The organism is Ruegeria sp. AD6, assembly GCF_056542325.1.
Window position 1 is genome coordinate 252,273 of sequence record NZ_JBQFZQ010000004.1, and the last position, 19,126, is coordinate 271,398.

Consider the following 19,126-nt stretch of genomic DNA (forward strand, 5'->3'; position numbering starts at 1 on the left):
ACTTATGCCGCTTCGTTGCTAAGGTCTTTCAGGATGTCGCCCAGAATCTCGTCCCGCGATTTCTGCAATTGCAGATTCGCCATCAGAGCCGGAGTCTGCCCGCCTTTTTCAGCCGAGGCCGAGATATTCAGCAGAGTCTCTTTCTGCTCGCGCATGAAATCAGCCAGCCCGGCGCGGACGTTTTCCAGAACCGCTGCGATCTGGTTTTCCTCGATATCCTTGGTGATCGAGTTCGCCTCGGACGCGATCAGACGGGTATAGTCGGCGGCATAGGCCTCGAACCCTTTTCGGCGTTGCCACCACCTGCGCCACCAGGTGCTTTGCAAGTCCAGCGCGATGGTGCGCCCGATGCCCAATGGGGGCGGCACGCGGGGTACGATGGGCGCTTCGATACTGAACTCGCCCAGATGGTTGCCCAGCAGCTTGTGATACAGCGACTCGACATCCGCTGTGGCCGCGGAATAAAGCGCCCCGGCCTCTTTCTTCATGGACCGGGCAAAGCTGAAATAGGCCGCCTTTTGCAGCGTTCGCAGACCCGCCGGATCGTACTGCCAGGTGCCTTGTTCGCCATTCTCCTCAAGATGCGCAATCAACGAGTCGGTGGCGCGTTTGACAAAATTGGCCTCAGCCGCGTTCAGACGTTCCAGCACCTTGTCGCGCAACGAGGCGGTCAGGTCGGCGACTTTCTTTTCATATTCCGAGGCAACAGTGGCAATGGCGTCCTCGGGCGAGGCCCCGTCCAAATCGCGAACAACGCCTTCGCCGCCCGACAGGGTCTTGGCAACAGCCGTTGCGCGGATCTGGCTGGCGATGTTGCGCGCGCGGTGGCGTACCCGGTCCAGCAAACGCGCACCTGCGCCTTCGGCGATGCGTTCATTCATCGCCAGCAGCAGGTCGGGCAAGCCAGACAGCGCCCAGATCTTGTCCAGCGAGGGAGCCTGATCGCCAAACCCAGCAGCCAGATAGAACGTGTTCAGCGTCTGCCGGGATTCTTCGGTCAGAATGTCCGGGTTGCCGGTCAAAGCAGCCTCGGCCCACAGGGCGCTGCCGAACACAACGCTGGTATTGGCGTCGATGCTGTTCTGTTTCAGCGTGTCCTGAATGCGATCCCGGATTTCAGGAACCTGACTGACCGGGTCCGACAGTTCATCAATGCGGTTGACGAACAGAATGATCTGACGGTTCTCGAACTGCGCGATGATCCGCATCAACGCCATATCCATTGTGGTCAGCGCCTGACTGGCGGCCAGAACCACAACACAGACCTCGGACCCGCGCAGGCTGCGCAGCGTGATCTGTTCGCGCACCATGAAGGTATCGTTCACACCGGGCGTGTCGCACAGCTTCAGCGAGATCGGATATTGCGGGATATCCATGAAAAGCTCGGCCGATTTTGTCACATCGGCAAAACGACCCGTTTTCGGGTCAATATCCGGATCGTCCTCGTCGCCCAGACAGACATAGCGCTGGATCAGTTCTTCGTCGAAATAGTCGTATTGGTGGCTTTGACCCAGAATCAGGTCGAAATGCTTGCCCAGACGATCTTCGGACTTGGCCTTCATCTCGGCGATCTGACGGCGGATATCGTCCATCTCGTCATCGGCACCGGCCCGGTTCGCCAGCTCGCCCAGACGGCCACCACCGACCATCAGATTGTCCCATTCCTCCTGCTCGAAGAACGTGAACTTGGATTTCGTATCACCGGGGGGGCGCGTGTTGATATTCAGCGTCGTCACCACCGAGGTCCACGGGTTCACGTCCGAAGGCAACAGCGCAGGGCGGCCTGCCAGAATATTCACGATCGAGGACTTACCCGCCTTGACCTGCCCAACCATGGTGATGCTGGCGGTGAAATTCTCCATCCGCGTCTTGAGCGTGGCCAGCCGGGCCGAAGACCGCGCATCGGCCACCTCTGTCAATTGGTCGATCTGTGCCGTCAAAGACGACATTGCCGAGGTCATCGGCGCAAGGGCTTCGTTTCCGACAGACAAAAGGTGGTCATTGCGCGCCATGGGTCAGCCTCCGGTTCCGGTGGCAGCAATCTGCGGCTCATGCGACATGCGGCCTGCAGGAAGGCTGGTCAGGGTGTCGATACGGGCGATCAAGTCCAGCGCGTTCCCCAGAATCTCGGCCTCGGCGCGAGGGGAAATTGTTTCATAAGCCACGGAATCGGCCAGAACTTCGATGGAGCTAAAGCGGTCGCCATTTTCCAGACAGGCCACGCGCCGGCCCGTCGGGAACCCGTCGGACTTGGCAGCGGGCAGGGGCATACGCGCGTTGGCCAGCAGGTAATGCTCGCCCGAATGGGTGCGCAGGGAAATGCCAAAGCCTGTATCGGGATGATCGCGGTTCAGGGTCTTGAGTTCACCCAAAAAACTTTCACGAGCAAAAAAGATCGCATCTTGCTCGGCGGCAGCGGAGTTGTTCAGATTGGTCACGGCAAAGAACCTTGTACTGGAGTTGAGCGGAAAACTCGTACGGTGCCAAGGCGGCGAAAAAGACTCATTAACTCCTGCGCTCAACAAGCCCGGCCAAGGCGGTGTTAATTTGACGCGAATAAGATTTTTTGGTGCTTGAAATGTGGCGCAAATGTGATGCGGCTTGCGCAGGAATGCCTCAACCTTTGAGTGTATTACGGGGTTCCGAAGATTTTTTCGGCCGAGTAGAACGCTGCTTTCAAACCTGACGCAAGGTGAGGTGGAAAAGATGCGATTGGAGTTTCAACCACCTTAAAATATTGTTTTGCTTATATTATTTTCCGCCATGTCGAATTTTCTTCGCCCAAAACCCTGACAGGCAACACCGCTCTGGGCTGAAGGCTGTCCGCGACTTAGGGTGAAAAGACGTTCCGTTTTGCACCCTAAGTGTTGACCGACACAACGTAAACGCGTTTTCCCAAGGCGAACACTGACGAGCCATTGTATCGCCGATCAGAACAATTGTGGCACCCGAATTCCGTCGGCTCATCGACATCAAGATACGTTCCAACTCGTGGACTTTCTGCCAGAGTAACTTACTCAACCGTCGCTGGGATCGAACGCCAAGCAGTGTCTTTCGCGGCAAAAACCCCTGCCGATTAACGGGGTTTAGTCCGCTCGTGACAAACTTGCCATCGGATCAAATTTACCCCTCGCACTCGGCCACAAGCTTTGTTATGCAGCGCCTCAGTCCGGCACGCAGGTGCCCGGTTGCGGGTGTGGCGAAATTGGTAGACGCACCAGATTTAGGTTCTGGCGCCGCAAGGCGTGGGGGTTCAAGTCCCTCCACCCGCACCATCAAAAACCGAAACAACAATCCGATACGGCCGTCCTGAATTGCCTTCGTGCATGCAATCGCCGGGTCATCACGGGATCTGCAAGACGCCGCAGCCCTAGCGCAGGGCAATCTCGGACAACCCAAGCTTGCCCAGCAGAATTTTGACGATACCGACCACGTCGTATTTGTCTTCAACGCGGACCCGCGATGCAGCGCCCATCTCGGGGACAAGGCTTTCATCTTCGACAAACCGAAGCATCGCCTGCGCCAGATCATCCGGGGAACGTACCGGAGTGACAAATCCCGTGACGCCTTCGACAACCGGATCGGGGCATCCCGGCGCGTCAGAGGTTACGATGGCTCGCCCGGTAGCCATGGCTTCCAGCACCGTCCGGGACAATCCTTCGCGGTAGGAGGGCAGCACAAATACTGAGCAAGCAGCCAGATACGGGCTCACATCGTTTGTTTCACCAAGGTATTCCACGATGCCTTCCGACCGCCACATCTCAAGATCCTGCGGCTGAACCGAGGCGGGGTTCGCATCAAGGGGTCCCAGCAATTGACACCGGATTTCCGGATGGATGGCGCGCAGCTGTCTGGCGGCCTCGACATAGTCGAAAACGCCTTTGTCGCGAAGCAACCTTGCGACCATCAGAAATACAGGAGGTCCTTTCGGCGGAGGTGAGCTGGGAAAGTTTGAAAGGTTGACGCCGGATCCGTGAACAATGGTCACTTTGGTCTCAGGCCCAACCAAGCGTTTGGATCTGAACTCGGCCGCGTCATCCTGGTTGTAAACAAGAACCTCTGGCACGCGTTTCAGCGCATGTCGGTACAGACGCACGGCCCCGGCTTTCAGAACCCGCTTGTGCAGCTTGTGTTCCAGATCCACAAACACATAGCCCAACCCCGTACACATCGGCAGAAACTGTTTCACGCCCGCCATGCGCGCGGCCAAACCACCGTAGATGATCGGCTTCATTGTATAGGCAAACACAGTGTCCGGAGAATACGAGCGCATCGCCCGCACCAATCCAAGCAATGTCTGCACATCTTTTGCGGGGCTTGTGCCCGTTCGATCCATCGGAACGCGCAGAAACTCGACCCCAATCTCGGAAAGGCGGGCCCGAGTTTCTGGATCATCATCAGGCGCGCAGGCCAGAACGTCCGCACGCTTGGCCATTTCCTTCAAAAGATCAAAGCGGAAATTGACCAGTGAAGATGTCAGGCTGGCAATCACCATCACTTTGGGCAGCCTTCCGCTGCGGCACTGGCTCTGACCGTTGGACGGATCCATCAGATCCGAAACCGCGACCCCGGACTGCTGGGATATCGCAGATGATTGATTTATTTTCCGTGTCAAATCCGGCATTCCTGTCGCCCCATCAACCCGCAACCGGTTCTGTTCTCCGGGCAAGATTGGCCGCGTCCGCCATCGTCAAAGATGGCCAGTCATACTCGGATTTCAGTACTTCATATTCGCTCAGAATACGACTGAGCATTAAGATGTTGTCTTCGGTGTTCACACCAAAATTGTGGGGGTGAAACCAAAGATGGAACAGTTGCCCACCCTTGGCCGCGCTGCGCATTTCGCGCCGGATTGCGCTGGTTTGCAGCCGCGCGGCACTGGGAAATCTGTTTGAATAGGGTCTTAAAAACCGGCTGGCCGGAACGTTGCACAAACCAGCCTCGCGCTTTGCATCGACCGAGGTTGTGTGCGGTCTGGGGACATAGCTGTTGGCCAACCTTGATGCGCGGCGCATCAAACCTTCGTCGCGTCGCGCGCTTGGTGTATCAAAGCCAAACGGGCCCGGACCGCGAAACACATCGATGCCTCGGTCACGACAGACGTCCAGCGCCTTGTCACAAACCTGGTTTCTGGGAAACACGATGCTTCTTGGGCGGCTCTGCACCCGGGCCGAGGCTGCAATCGACGCATCTAGATCGGCCTTGAACGCAGCCTGATCCAGCGGCTCTTCCAGACAGAAGTAATGCGAAAATGTGTGCGTGCCAATTTCCTGACCCGGGCAACCAACGACCTGCCGGACCAGCGACAGGCCAAAATGATAGGGGTCCTTTTTTTCGTTTTCGCCCAGCTGTTCGAGAAAGGAATATGTTGTGTTTCTCTTGTCGCGAAATTTCGGCTTGCGCTCGGGCAGGGCGGCCAAAAGCTCATCCCGGTCGTCAAAAAACAGGAACCCGACGGTTGCCCAGGTGGCCTTGATCCCGAAGCTGGAAAACAAGTCCAACAGTTGCGGGACAACGTTTCGAACGCCAAGGACGTTGGCGCCGTAGCTTTCCACTGTTTGCGAAGGATAGACGCCCCACATCAACTCAAAGTCGAGTGAAAGAACAAAACCCCCGTTGGATTGTGACCCCGATAACACCAGCTTTTTACCCGTTTAACTTTTACTAAAATACAAAATCGTTCTGATAACCGTCGGTTGTTAGACGCGACACAAGAACGCCTAACACGATTAATTGCTAACACGGCCCGGAAAAACTTGCTATACATTCCGAAAATGAATTTTAACCATTGCAATAGTTAAGAATGTCCAATTCACACAGCGACAGCACAAACATCCCCGATACGATTATCATTGGCGCGGGCCCGTCGGGCCTGAGCGCGGCGTTGGAACTTCAGGCAGCCGGGCAATCATCGATCATTCTCGAACAAGGCACCGAGGTTGGCGGCCTGATGCGGTCCCCGCGCTGGGGGGACTTCATTCTCGATTTGGGGCGCAAAGAGCTATACGCCCGCTTTCCCGAGATTGATGATCTTTGGAGCCAAATGCTTGGCGATGACTACAGGGATTACCCCCACCGCGTTGGCAGCCTGTACCAGGGCAGGATCGTTGAGATGTCTGGCGGGTATCGGGGCGCAACGCGCGGCATGCCTGTAACATGGCTGGCAACGGGCGGGGCTGCGATGCTGAAGGGTTGGATCAAGGGAATGGTCAAACAACCCGAGACATATCAGGACTTTTGGTATTCCCGCGTTGGCAGCAAATTCGCAAAATTGCTGGCCCAAGGGTATTGGGAAAAGTTCCGCGGTGCCCGATGGGCTGACATGCCGCCACCCGAGGCGGATCCGACCGGGAACGGCACCAAATCCGGGCGTTTGGCCTCTGTCAAACAGGCTTTTACGATGGCGCGACGTGGGGGCGTTTCAAAACAGCTTGCCTGGCGACACCCGTATTTCGGCACTGGTCAACTTTTTGAAAAGCTTGCAGCCACCTATGACGACAAAGGCGGCCAGATACAGTTCGGAGCCACGGTCACCGATCTGAAACCGATCAATGGCGAGCAGGTGCTTGTCCGTTGGATCCAAGATGAGGTCGAGCACGAAGCGACCGTTCGCAACGTTGTGTCCAGCATGACGATCGAAAACCTGTGGGGCATGCTGAAAAAGCATGCCGACAGTGACGTCCAGACCCCACAGCCCAAGCCCGAGGCGGATCGGTCAGTGCTACTGGTCTACCTGTTCCTGAAGGCACCTCACAGTTTTCCGCACGCGTGGCTCGAAGTGAACGATCCCAATCTGGATTGCGGGCGCATAACCAATTTTGGGGCCTTTGGTGGCGGGATGGTTCCCGAAGGGCAGGGCGTTTACTGCGTTGAGTATTTCTGTGCCGCGAACGCGCCCATCCTGCAGCTCAGCGAGGAAGATCAGGTCAAAAAAGCGATCTCGGAACTCGAAGGCGCAGGCCTTGTGAAATCCAGCGACATGCTGGGCTCAAAAGTGATTCATTTCCCGCGTACCAATGCGGCTGCCAGTTGGCGTGAACAACAGACGAACTACCGAACCGCCGTGTTTCAGGAAGTTAAGAAGTTTTCTTCAATCTACCATGTGAACCGTCCCGGAGCCGATTGGGCCAGCCTGACCGGCATACAAGCCGCCCGCGCGATTTCCTCGCAAGATCGCAACGGGTTTGATTTGATCGCTGACCCGACCATTCGGCAAAAGGACAACATACCGACCGAGGCCACATCTTCACGTGTTTAGGGTGTTCTGGCTGCAATCTGTCTGATTTTGTTACGGCAACGACGTTGATTTTGTCAGATCCAAGCAAATGAAATTAACATAATCATAGTTATAAGTCTTTTAGACCACCTCAAGATTACCCAACAGAATTGACGTCATGTCCGCCTCGATCACCCCATCAATGGCGACCACATCCACACCTGTTTCATAGTCGACATTGGACGCGGTAATGCCGGAAAGATCCGCGTCGGCATCCAGGAAGACCCATTTCGCGTCATGTGCTGACGGTTGCCCAACAGCCACTTGCAGAATCGCCAGCGCGTCCAGCGCGTTGATCGCACCGTCCTGTGTAATATCAGCAGCGATCAGGTTTTCCGGCGCGGCGGGCCCGAATGTCGGTTCAAGCCCGACCGCAATCCGCAACACCTGAAGCGCATCCAGCGCTGTGATTTCGGCGCTGGCGGTCGAATACCCTTTGGTGATGTCCAACTCGCCAGTGTAGGTCCCTGTAGGCAGGCCCAAGTCGAACCTGCCATCCTCATCCGCTGTGGTGCTGATCGTGCTGTTGCCGTCGGGAGTGAAATGAATTTCGGCATCTCCCAGCCCCGGATTGGCCCCCTCGGAATCAATCGAAACGCTGCCCTGAATGCCATCAGAACTCGGCGGATCGGTCACTCCAAGATCGCTGAAATCGACGGGGATATGGTCCGGCCCGCCAAAACCGGCACCAAAGATTTCATTGCTCGTCAAAGGACCGCCCGAGGCTGATGTGAGTTGAACAACCTCGTCGCGATAGGTGATCTCGGCCCCGTCGGCGGTTGAGGTGACGGTCAGCTGCGCGGGGGATCGCAGCAACAGATAATCAAACAGGTCCAACCGATCCACGCCTGCCTGAAAGTCGGTGATCGTTGTCGGGCCGCTGCCCGATTGCATGACAAAGATGTCGGCCCCTGCCCCGCCCGTCATGGTGGTCGCCCCTGCCCCGGCGATCAGAATGTCATCGCCCGCACCGCCCGACAGGTCAGTGTTCAGTACGCCACCGCTCAGCATATCATCCAGCGCAGTGCCGGTTACGGTACCAAAGCCTTCGCTCACCACACCCGGATCAGCGACGGACACCGTAAAAAGGTTCACACCCGCGTCGATCTGGCTGGTTGCAAGAATCTGCAACTCGTCCCCGACATGCGCAACGCTCAGGCTTTCGACATTCTGCAGCCCGCTGTCCAAAGTGTCTGCATAGCTGTCCAGATGCACCAACTGCCCGTTCGGGGTCATGGTGAACAATGTGATGCCATCATCGCCGCCACCGGCGACCACAAAAACCCGCCCGTCCACCTCGATCACCGACAGATCCTGTACCGAGGCGAACCGGGTATCCAGCGAATCCAGCACATGGTCGGTCGGGATCAGACTGCCATCGCTGTGCAGCTTCATGACGCTTAGCGAGTTGCTGCCCGACCCGGCAACAATCACCCAGGATTCGCCAAAGGCTTCGACAACCTCGACCGCCGTTGGGGTCGCGATGCCCAACGTTCCCGTGGTCGCGCTGTTGTCGACCGCGCTCAGCGTACCGGTCCCTGCGACCGTGTATGTTGTGATGCTGTTGCTGGCGGCGTCGGTGGCGATCACGATCTGCTCTGCCCCAACCTGAATCGCCAGCATCGAATCGGCAGACCCTGTGGTGAGACCGGCAAGGCTCAGCGTGCCGTCGCCATTGATGACATAGGTCGCGATCTGGCCGGTATCTTCATGCGCCATCGCCAAAAGGTCGGTCGCGCCAACGGATAATTGCACCAAAGCGGACAGATCCCCTCCGCCGCTCAGGGTACCTGTTTCCTGCAGATCACCGATGGTGCCATCCGGGTTCAAATCATAGCCCACAAGCCCCGTGGCGGTATCTATATCCAACGCCAATTGGTCGGTTCCAGCCAAGGAAACAGGCGTTCCCGAGCGCCCCACCTGAAACGTGATTGTGCCGCTGTAATACTCGGTGTCGACCAGCTGAGGGATGGACCCATCCACCAGGTGCCAAACCGCGATCCCCCCTGCCGGGCCCGTCACGGTGTAGAGATACGTGTCCCCGTTAAACGTTTTTAAAGCCGTATCGCCGATACCTGAATCGAGCGCCGTGCTCCCCGTTGCGACCAAAGTTTCGAATTGCAGCATCATTGCCATCACCCCACCGCCACCCCTGGCGTTGCGAACAGGATCAACTGATGCCCGGACCGAAACCAAAGCAGGAATGTGGTGAAAACGAGGAGTTCGGCTTCAGTTTAGTTCAATTTTTTCGGGTTCGATCGCCGCAGAAACCAAAGGGAAAGACAGATGAGCAAAAGCCTAAACGGGGCGCACTGTCCCCCTTCCGAAATCGCGGAATACACATGTGAGGGTAAGATGACCAAAGCACCTGAGTCCCAATCTCATCCGGGCGCAGATCGCAAACAGCACATTCGTCAGTGGATCGACGGCAAGATGAAACGCTGGGCCGGGCGCGGTCTGGCGGGCGGTCTGGGTTCCACGCTGATGGCGCTGCCCGCCCTGTCTCAGGCCACGATTGAAGAGCTGTACGCCTTTCAGTTTGCCGAAACCATCCCCGGTGTTCAGTCGGCCAAGCTGTTGAAAAACGGCGACGTCCTGCTGAAAATGGCGGATGGCCGCAGCTTGATTGTCGCCGCTGAAAACGTTCAGATTCTGGACAGCGGCGCCATCATGATTGCCGAGGCAACGGTTGCCGAAATCGCTCAGTTCAGCATTGCCGAGGCTGGCGGTGCTGCCGCAGGCGGCATCAGCGGCGCAGGGGCGGCCTTGGGTGGTCTTGGCCTTGCCGGAGCCGCCGCCGCAGCGGGCGGTGGAGGCGGCGGCGGTGGCGACGACACCGAACCTGCGCCAACCGCCCCAACTCCTACGCCGCCGCCTGCACCCAGCTACCCAAGTCTGAATCTTGCCGATTTGCAGGGTACGGCGCTCAACAGCGCCAGCACCGAAGTCACCGCGCCCGATGGGACCAGCACGGTCGAGGTGACAATCGGATCACTGGTGACAACAGCGACACCCAACGCCGATGGCAGTTGGAGCATTTCCCTGACCCCATCTGAGGTCAGCGGCCTGCCGCAGGGGGTCTCAGAGATCACAATCCGCAACCTGGATAGCACGGGTGAGGAATTGTCGACTGAGACCGTCACATTCGACATCGATACCGTGCCGCCCACCGTGTCGGTGACAGGCTTCTCGGACGGCGCTGTCCTGAACAGCGCCGAGCAGGCAACGGATTTGACAATCACTGGTACAACCGATGCAGAAAACGGACAAACCGTTACGGTTTCCCTGAATGGGCAAACCTACACCGGCACAGTCTCTGGCGGCACCTGGAGTGTCACGGTCCCTGCGGTGGACCTCGCGTCGCTTCCAGACGGTGCGACGATTTCGGTCACAGCAGATGTCTCGGATCAGGCCGGAAACCCCGCGCCCCAGGCCAGCAGCAGCTTTGATACTGATTTCAGCGCGCCAACTTTGACGCTGGATCCGGTCGCCGGGGGGTCGATTGATCTGGTCGACACAACTGGTGATCTAACCCTGACGGGCGCCACCACAGCCGAAGATGGCCAGACCGTTACCGTCACGCTGGACGGACAGACCTACACCGGCACAGCGACCGGCGGCGGCTGGAGCGTGACGGTCCCTAACGCTGACCTGTCCAGCCTGACCACAGGCGTTCCCGCCGACATCAGCGTGACGGTTGACGATACAGCGGGCAACCCTTCTGTCCCCGTCACGGTCTCGGTACCGGTCGATCTGACAGGTCCATCAATCAATATCTCACCTCTTGCCGTCGGGTCCGTTCTGAACGCAGTTGAGGTCGGGTCGGATCTGACGATTTCCGGCACAACCGGGAATGTCGGCGACGGCCAGACAGTTACGGTCACATTGGACGGGCAAACCTATACCGGCACAGTCTCTGGCGACACCTGGAGCGTCACTGTCCCAACCGCAGATTTGACGGCACTGGCGGACGGGGGCGACTTCACGATCACGGCTGATGTTTCGGACGCAGACGGACTGGCCGCCCCGCAAGCGGATGTAAACCTCTCGAAGGATGTCACCGCGCCGACGCTGAGCATCGACAATTTCTCGGACGGGGCAGTCATGAGCGCTGCGGAACAAGCCACAGACCTGACCATCTTAGGGTCCACATCGGCTGAGGATGGGCAAGTCGTTTCGGTCACTCTGAACGATGTGACATATACCGGAACCGCCTCTGGCGGAGGGTGGAGCGTCACAGTTCCCGCAGCCGATCTGGCAATCCTGTCGGACGCTGCGACAATTTCCGTCATAGCTGACGTGTCCGATGTTGCGGGCAATCCGGCGGTTCAGGCCAGCAGCAGTTTCGACACGGATTTTACTGCTCCCACGATTGCAATATCCACCCTCTCTGACGGGGCCGTTATGAACGCCTCCGAACAGGGAACCGATCTGAGCGTCTCGGGAACATCAGATGCGGCGAATGGAACCGTCATAACCGTAGAGATCGCCCGCCCCGACGGCACCGTGGACGTAAGCGGCACCGCAACCGTGTCTGGGGGGAGCTGGACCTTCACTGCCCCGGCCTCCGATCTAGGTGGGCTGCAAGACGCTGTGACCTATGACGTCACTGCGTCGGTCGAAGACGCGGCTGGAAACGGCAACCAAGCAACCACAACCTTTGCCACCGATTTCTCGGCACCGTCCATCACGATGGATGCTCTGCCGGTCGGCGCAACGCTGGACGTGATCGAGCGCGACAGTGACCTTACCATCTCGGGTACCACAACGGCTGAGAACGGCCAGACCGTTTCGGTCACGCTGGGCACTGAGACATACACTGCAACCGTGACCGGGGGCACCTGGACCACAACCGTCCCGGCCTCGGACCTGGCTGCCATGTCGGATGCGGGGACTTTCCCAATTGCGGCAACTGTGTCGGATGATGCCGGGAATGCCTCAGCCCCGGCCACAACCTCCATCACCACGGATTTCCGACCGCTTTTGAACCTGAATTCACTTGGCACCAACGGCTCTGTTTCGCTGGCCGACGCGCAAACATCCGGCCTTGTTGTCAGCGGCACATCGGTTGGGCTTAGCGCGGGTCAATCGGTTGACGTCTTGCTCGGAAGCAGCTCTGTCGGAACGGCAACAGTCGCGGCCGACGGGACCTGGTCTCTGACGGTTCCAGCCGCTGAGTTTTCGGGCACCGAGGCCGGTGATGACCTGAGTTTCACCGCTCAGGCAACTGTCTCCGGCGGGCCTGATCCTGTGCCGGCAACCGGTGAAACAACGGCGCATGTTCCTGCGGCGTATGTCATCTCGGAAATCGGGCAGTCCGGATCAGTAGTGACCTTTGCGATTTACGCCGACAGTGATCGCGATATCTCAAGCGGTCTGGCGATGACTGCGGATCTTGAGTTTGACTCGTCCGTTGTCACATACGACACCGGATCGGATACCGAGAATGGTGAGTTCGATCTGTTCCTGGCCAGCCCGGGAACCGGCGACGTCATTCGATTTGGCGGCGCAGCAACCACGTTCACGGACCTGTCGCAACCGCTGGTCACCTTTACGATGACGGTGCAAGACCCGACCCAACCCATTGAACTGACGATCACCACCCCGGATGGAGGACCGACGTTTTTTCAACTGGGAACAGACGGCGCCGATACCCTGACAGCCCCAGGCATCGACACAATCGTGCGCGGTGGCGACGGCGACGACATGATCGACCTCAGCGATGCGGGTCGCGATGTCGTCGTGTTCGAGGCTGATCCGGCAGAAAACGGGGTTGATACGATCACCGGGTTCTCGCTTGGCTCAGACGCCGACGTCTCGGACGCTTTGATGTTCAATGGTCTGGATGTGCTGACGTTGCGCGGCAACGGCACAAATTTCGAAACCCTTGCGACAGGCGATGCTTTGGGCGCGGATACCGGGTTTGTCGGCCTGACAACAGTTCTGACAGATCTCACTGCTGGTTCCATCGAAGCCGCAGTCGAAAGCTTTTCGGGCGCGCTGGCGGGGGATGAGCTTTATGTGCTTGCAACCGACGGCACCGACAGCGCCTTGGTCAAAGTGGACTTTTCGGCACCGGATACAGCCTCGGTCGAAACCGTTGCGATCTTTGACGGGCTGGACGATCTGAGCGGGCTGACTGCTGACAACATCCTGCACACAGACCCCACAGGGGCGACCGCATAGGTCGTCCCCAAGGGCGCAAATCTCGGCAAGAGGCTGGAAACCAAACAGAACGAGGGGGCAGTTATGGTGCAGAACGGCTTAACTCCGGTCACGCGTCTCAACCACGGGCATCGGTATTGGCGGCGATTCACATCCTTTGAATTTGTCCGGCATCTTCCTGAATGCCCGGTGGTTGAGCCGGAAATTCTGCAGGCTGCGGCCGCTTTTCCAATCGCGTTTCGCGTCATCTCGGGTGAAGCCGAAGCCGTTGCCTTGCTGTCTGTGCACGCCGAGGGGTCAACGCCATTTGTGTCGGACGAAGGAACCTGGTTGGCGCAATATTTGCCGTCGGCACTCCGCTGCCCGCCGTTTCAAGTGGACCTGACAGACGCGCAGTCCGAACCCCAACCGGCGGGTTGCCTGATGGTCGATGAAACCCTTGGACTTGTCACTGACGACCTGCGCGACGAGTGTTTTTTTGACGCGGACGGCAAGCTGACACCCGAGTTGGTAAAGGTTCAGCGTTTTCTTTGCCAACGCGCCGCCGCTAAGCAGAACACACTGACTTTGTGCCGGGTCATTCAGGGTATGCATCTGTTTAGCCCCCTGGATCAGCTTACCAGTGTCGAGTGCCCGGATGGTTTGCTGGGCGTCAGCTTGCAGGCCGTGAACTCACTGCCCCAAAGCCACAAATCGCTTCTGACCAATAGTGGTGCCTTGCGGCTGATCCATGCTCATCTGGTGTCGCTGTCTCACGTCGCCTGGCTGACGCAAGCACAGCGTCAGATGGCGCATCGCGCGAGTGGGCGCGTCTCATCCGAGATATCCGGATTCTTGGACGCTGTTGTCGGTGCGCAAGCCAAAGAACACGCTTTTGGCCTTAATCAACCGGAAGGTGTCCAAGCACATGTTTAGAATTATTGTTCAAATCACTGGCTGCATTCTTATCGCGCTCAATGTCTCCGGCTGCACGCAGCCCCCCGATTTGTCGGGCGTTGAACTTTCGTTCTCCGGTGGCACCGCAGGTGCCGGGGCGACCAAACCCTCTGCCCCGCTGACGCAAAGCGCATTCGGCCAAAGGATTCGAAACGCTGTCGAAACAAGCCCGACGCTGGCGCAAAGCGAAACACGCATGGAAGTTGCAGCCGCCAATCAGGATGCGGCAAGGGGGGCGTTTCTGCCTCAGGTCTCATTGGGTGTGAACGCGCGGTCCGAGCGGATCGACTCGGACATTGCGGATGTATCGCCTTATCTGCGCGTATCGCAACTGGTGTATGACGGTGGCGCAGCAAGGGGTGATCTGACCGCCGCCAAGGCTCGGGTTTATGAAAGCCATGGCGATCAGTTGCAGACGGCGGCAACCACCGCGCTTGCCGCCATCGAAGCCTATGTGGTGGTGCTGGACCGGCGCGAAATTCGCGACGTCAATTCGCAGAATGTCACCGCGCACGAAGATCTTGTCCGCCAGATTTCTGAACGCGCGGCCAGTGGTGCCGGGTCTAACGCGGATGTGTTGACGGCCCGTTCGCGCATGGCAGATGCCCGCACCCGCCTAGCCGATGCGATCGCCCAAGTTGCCCGGGCCGAGGCCCGGTTCCGCGAGGTGTTTGGAACCCCGGCCGGGCCGTTGCCGCAGCCCATTCCGGCGCCCGATCTGAACCGGACCGATGCGCAGATCGTGATGAACAGCCCGCAGGTCCGCCGGGCAGACGCAAGCCTGTTGGCTGCCAAGGCAGAATGGACTGCCGCGCAGGCGCGTCGGCAGCCTGACATTCGGGTCGCTGCTTTTGCCAATCAGGACACGGATCGCGACGCAAATTTCGGTGTGGATCTGTCCTTCAACTATGAGCTCGACAGCACCGGTCAAAGGCGGGCCGCTATCACAGCCGCACAAGCTCGGGTCAAAGACGCAGAATTCGCGCGCGAAGCGCTGATCCGGGAAATCACGCGCGAGCTCGGGTTCATCCGCTCGGACCAGAAAGCAGGGGCCGAACGATTGCGCGCGGCCAGAATCGCGGTCGAGGCAAATGCCGAAAGCGTTCAGGCGGCGAGGGCGCAATTCACTATAGGCCGTCGCAGCCTGATTGAAATTCTGGATGCGCAAAGGGATTACGTGAACGCTCAGGAACGTCTGATCCTGGCTGAACAAAGCTTTTTCCTGACCAACTATGCCGCGCTTGGCCTGACAGGCGACATACTCGACCTGCTGGGGCTGTCCTTCAACACTTGGGGCACACCATGATGGGTCAAAGCGACATGCCATCGACCCAAGAGCAGGTTTCGGCAATTGAAGCTTGCATGCTGAACATCGCCGAAACGTTAGAGCGGCCCATCACTCTGGCCGCACTTCATTCGGCGCAATCCGGACAGAATGGCGATTTGAGCGTGCGAGACATTCTCAGCGTTGCCCGACGGGCCGGGCTGCAAGCGGGATACGGTGCCCAGAACCTCAAAGCCTTTGACGACACCCTTGTCCCCGCGATGCTGTTACTGGATGGGGGCAAGGCCGTCACCTACCATGGACGCGCGCCCGGTGGGGCCTTGCTGATCTTCGATCCCGAAATCGGTACAGGCCTGTGCGAAGTGGCCGAACAGGTTCTTGCAAAAGCCTATACCGGATACGCGATCCTGTTCCGGCGCGATCACAAGGCGGAGTTGATCGCAAAAGCCCCCGGCCATGCCGGCCACTGGTTCTGGTCCGCTCTGGCCGCCAACCGGTGGTCTTATATTCAGGTCGCCCTTGCCGCAGCGCTGGCCAATCTGCTGGGCCTTTCGACTTCTATTTTTATCATGGTGGTCTATGACCGCGTTCTTCCCAACGAAGCAACCGAGTCCCTGATCGCGTTAACCATCGGCGTGGGCTTGGCCTTGCTGTTTGACTTCATTCTCAAGTTGTTGCGGGCGGGTTTCATTGATCGGGCAGGCCAGAATGCCGACTTGTTCATGGGGCGGCGCGTTTTTGATCACCTTCTCAACATCCAGATGAAATCGCGCACCGGTTCGACCGGCGCAATGACCAGCACGGTGCGCGAGTTTGAAACGTTGCGCGAGTTTTTCACCTCGGCCACGTTGGTCGCTGTGGTCGACCTGCCGTTCATCGGCCTGTTCGTCTTTGTCATTTATCTGGTGGGTGGCGATCTAGCGCTGATCCCCGCGCTTGCCGTCCCTGTTGTGTTGCTGACCGGGCTGGCCGTGCAACCGATCCTGTCTCGCATGGCCGAAAAGAGCCTTAAGGATGGACAATCAAAGCAATCCGTATTGGTCGAAGCCGTAACGGGTTTGGAAACCATCAAAACCACGGCCGCCGGACGGCAGATGCGCAATCGATGGGAACAGGCGATTGAACGGCAATCGGCGCATGGTGCAAAAAGCCGGGCGGTGACTCAACTCGCTTTGAACCTGACAGGGTTCACGCAGCAGGCAGCTCAGGTTCTGATCGTGTTTTATGGTGTTTTCCTGATCACAGAAGGTCAGGCCAGCATGGGCGCCTTGGTTGCATCCGTCATGCTGACGGGCCGCGCGCTGGCTCCTTTGGGTCAACTGGCCCAGACGCTGACTCGGGTGAATCAAGCGCGCAGCGCCTATCGCCACCTGAACGCATTGATGCAGGCCGAAAGCGAGCGGCCCGAAGGCCGTAGTTGGATATCCCGAACCGGCGTCAAGGGTGCCATTTCCTTCAGCAATGTTCACTTTGCCTATCCCGATCAGAGTGAAGACATCCTGAACGGCGTATCTTTCACCGTGAACCAAGGTGAAAAGGTCGCCATTCTGGGGCAAATCGGCTCGGGCAAAAGCACAATCGCGCGGCTGATTTTGGGGCTCTACACGCCCCGAGTGGGCTCGGTCATGCTGGATGGTCTGGACATCCGCCAGATTGATCCCGGCGACCTGCGCCGCAATGTCGGTTCGGTTTTGCAGGATGTGTGGCTGTTCTCAGGCTCCATTCGGGACAACATTGTCAGCGGAGCGATCCGGCCCAGCGACGCGGACCTGATCGAGGCCGGGCGTGTTGCCGGGGTAGAGGATTTCGTCGCGCGCCACCCCGAAGGATATGATCAACAACTGGCAGAACGGGGCGAGGGTTTGTCGGGCGGGCAAAAACAGGCCATAGCTCTGGCGCGCGCGTTGATCGGCAAACCGCCCGTATTGCTGCTGGACGAACCAACCAGCGCGATGGATGTAAAGACCGAGGCGCAGGTGATCCAGCGTCTGAAAGAGGCAACCAAGGACACGACTATGATCATTGTCACCCATCGGACCAGTTTGCTGGAACTGGTCGACAGGGTGATTGTGATTGAGGGTGGCAAGATCGGCGCGGACGGACCCAAAAGCCTGCTGGCGCAGCACGCGCGTCGGGTGGGGAGGCATCTGAATGTCGCAGCATCCTGACCTGGCCCAACTCGCGCGTGAAATGCGCGGGCGCTCGCCGTTGCGCGGATCTTTGTTGCTGATCGTGATCCTGGCCTGCCTGCTTGCGGCGGGGACATGGGCCTATCTGACAGAGCTCGACGACGTCACGCGGGTGGACGGGCGCATTGTGCCTTCAGGCGACCTGCAAATGATCGAAGCGACCGAGCCCGGAGTGCTGCAGGCGCTTCACGTGCGCGAAGGTGAGGTTGTCGAAACAGGCACGTTGCTTATGGAACTCGACACCACGCAGATCGAAAGCCAGTTGAGTCAGGAACAGCAGCGTGCCTATGGTCTCATGGCGCGCGTGCAACGTTTGCAGGCTGAAATCGAAGGAACAGATCTTCGTTTTGACGCAAAGCTGATCACTGGTGCACCAAATGTCGTGAAGTCGGAAACCGCCTTGTATCAGGGTCGCCAAGCCGAACTAAGCGCGGAAGTCGCGATCCTCGAACGTCAAAGACAACAGAAACATCAGGAATACGAAGAAGGGCTGGTCGATCAGGTAACCGCCGACGCAACGCTGAAAGTGTTGGCCGAAGAGCGGGCAATCATGGCCCCTTTGGTCGAACAACGGATGGAGCCTGCCACCACCCTGCTGACCTTGCGCCGCAGCGAGGCGGAATGGCAGGGTCGCAAGGTTCGGGCCGAGGCGGCGACAAGCCGGTTGAAAACAGGGCTGGACGAAATCGACGACCGTATCAAAGCCACGCGCAGCCGGTTTCGAACCGCGGCCCTGACCGATCTGGCGCTGGCCACAGCCGAGCTTGCGGCGCTGGAGCCTGCCCTTCCCGCCCTGCGCGACCGGGCATCGCGGGCGCAGGTACGCTCACCCGTTCGGGGGATCGTAAACCGTATCCATCGCACCACGATTGGCGGTCTGGCCAGAAGCGGCGAGGATCTGATCGAGATTGTTCCGCTGGATGACTCGTTACTGGTCGAAGCCTATGTTCGACCCGAGGACATTGCCTTTCTGCACGCAGGCCAGCCGGTAAAAGTGAAGATCACGGCCTATGATTTTGCGCGTTATGGCGGCCTGGATGGGGAAATTCTTCGCATAGGCGCAGATACAATCACCCGGTCCGAGCGCAACGACGAAGAGGTATTTGTTGTTGAGATCAGAACCAGCAGCACCATGCTGGACGCGCAGGGTATTGCGGTCGAGATCATCCCCGGCATGATCGCCGAAGTGGACATCCTGTCCGGCAAGAAATCTGTTCTGGACTACATTCTGCAGCCCGTTGTGAAGATCAAAGATCAGGCGCTGCGAGAGTAACC

The 19,126-nt window shown here is 58.5% G+C and carries 11 protein-coding genes and 1 tRNA gene; 7 read left to right on the forward strand and 5 right to left on the reverse strand.

Annotated features, from left to right (window positions below; all coding sequences use genetic code 11):
* Positions 1-2: 2 nt before the first annotated feature.
* The gene (locus ACR0KJ_RS11395) at positions 3-2,012 is read right to left on the reverse strand and encodes a dynamin family protein (protein ID WP_480626723.1); all 2,010 of its coding nucleotides are present in this window, start codon (positions 2,010-2,012) and stop codon (positions 3-5) included.
* Positions 2,013-2,015: 3 nt separating this feature from the next.
* Positions 2,016-2,438, reverse strand: a complete 423-nt coding sequence (locus ACR0KJ_RS11400; RefSeq protein WP_170453747.1) for a hypothetical protein — start codon at positions 2,436-2,438, stop codon at positions 2,016-2,018.
* 752 nt (positions 2,439-3,190) lie between these two features.
* Here ACR0KJ_RS11400 and ACR0KJ_RS11405 point away from each other — a divergent pair.
* A tRNA-Leu gene (locus ACR0KJ_RS11405) sits at positions 3,191-3,275 on the forward strand.
* Positions 3,276-3,370: 95 nt separating this feature from the next.
* Here the strand turns inward: ACR0KJ_RS11405 and ACR0KJ_RS11410 are convergent.
* On the reverse strand, positions 3,371-4,549 hold the full coding sequence (locus tag ACR0KJ_RS11410) for a glycosyltransferase family 4 protein (RefSeq protein WP_480626724.1): 1,179 nt from the start codon (positions 4,547-4,549) through the stop codon (positions 3,371-3,373).
* 88 nt (positions 4,550-4,637) lie between these two features.
* Positions 4,638-5,582, reverse strand: a complete 945-nt coding sequence (locus ACR0KJ_RS11415; protein WP_480626725.1) for a polysaccharide deacetylase family protein — start codon at positions 5,580-5,582, stop codon at positions 4,638-4,640.
* A 221-nt stretch (positions 5,583-5,803) separates the two neighbouring features.
* Here ACR0KJ_RS11415 and ACR0KJ_RS11420 point away from each other — a divergent pair, with 221 nt between their 5' ends.
* A complete protein-coding gene (locus ACR0KJ_RS11420) occupies positions 5,804-7,258 on the forward strand; it encodes an FAD-dependent oxidoreductase (protein WP_480626726.1) in 1,455 nt (484 codons plus the stop codon).
* Positions 7,259-7,357: 99 nt separating this feature from the next.
* On the opposite strand, the gene ACR0KJ_RS11425 is transcribed toward ACR0KJ_RS11420, so the two are convergent.
* Positions 7,358-9,406, reverse strand: a complete 2,049-nt coding sequence (locus tag ACR0KJ_RS11425) for a dockerin type I domain-containing protein (protein WP_480626727.1) — start codon at positions 9,404-9,406, stop codon at positions 7,358-7,360.
* Between the two features lie 225 nt (positions 9,407-9,631).
* Between ACR0KJ_RS11425 and ACR0KJ_RS11430 the strand changes: the two genes are divergently transcribed.
* The 5 genes from ACR0KJ_RS11430 (at position 9,632) to ACR0KJ_RS11450 (ending at position 19,124) form a co-directional block, all read left to right on the forward strand.
* Positions 9,632-13,462: a beta strand repeat-containing protein gene (locus tag ACR0KJ_RS11430; RefSeq protein ID WP_480626728.1), complete on the forward strand. Its 3,831-nt coding sequence runs from the start codon at positions 9,632-9,634 to the stop codon at positions 13,460-13,462.
* Positions 13,463-13,525: 63 nt separating this feature from the next.
* Positions 13,526-14,356, forward strand: coding sequence for a SapC family protein (locus tag ACR0KJ_RS11435; protein WP_480626729.1), 831 nt, complete (start codon positions 13,526-13,528; stop codon positions 14,354-14,356).
* Complete coding sequence (locus ACR0KJ_RS11440) at positions 14,349-15,683, forward strand: TolC family protein (RefSeq protein ID WP_480626730.1); 1,335 nt, start codon at positions 14,349-14,351, stop codon at positions 15,681-15,683. The genes ACR0KJ_RS11435 and ACR0KJ_RS11440 overlap by 8 nt, the downstream gene beginning before the upstream one ends.
* Complete coding sequence (locus tag ACR0KJ_RS11445) at positions 15,680-17,830, forward strand: type I secretion system permease/ATPase (RefSeq protein WP_480626731.1); 2,151 nt, start codon at positions 15,680-15,682, stop codon at positions 17,828-17,830. The genes ACR0KJ_RS11440 and ACR0KJ_RS11445 overlap by 4 nt, the downstream gene beginning before the upstream one ends.
* On the forward strand, positions 17,814-19,124 hold the full coding sequence (locus ACR0KJ_RS11450; protein ID WP_170453740.1) for an HlyD family type I secretion periplasmic adaptor subunit: 1,311 nt from the start codon (positions 17,814-17,816) through the stop codon (positions 19,122-19,124). Before ACR0KJ_RS11445 ends, ACR0KJ_RS11450 begins: the two co-directional genes overlap by 17 nt.
* Positions 19,125-19,126: the final 2 nt, after the last annotated feature.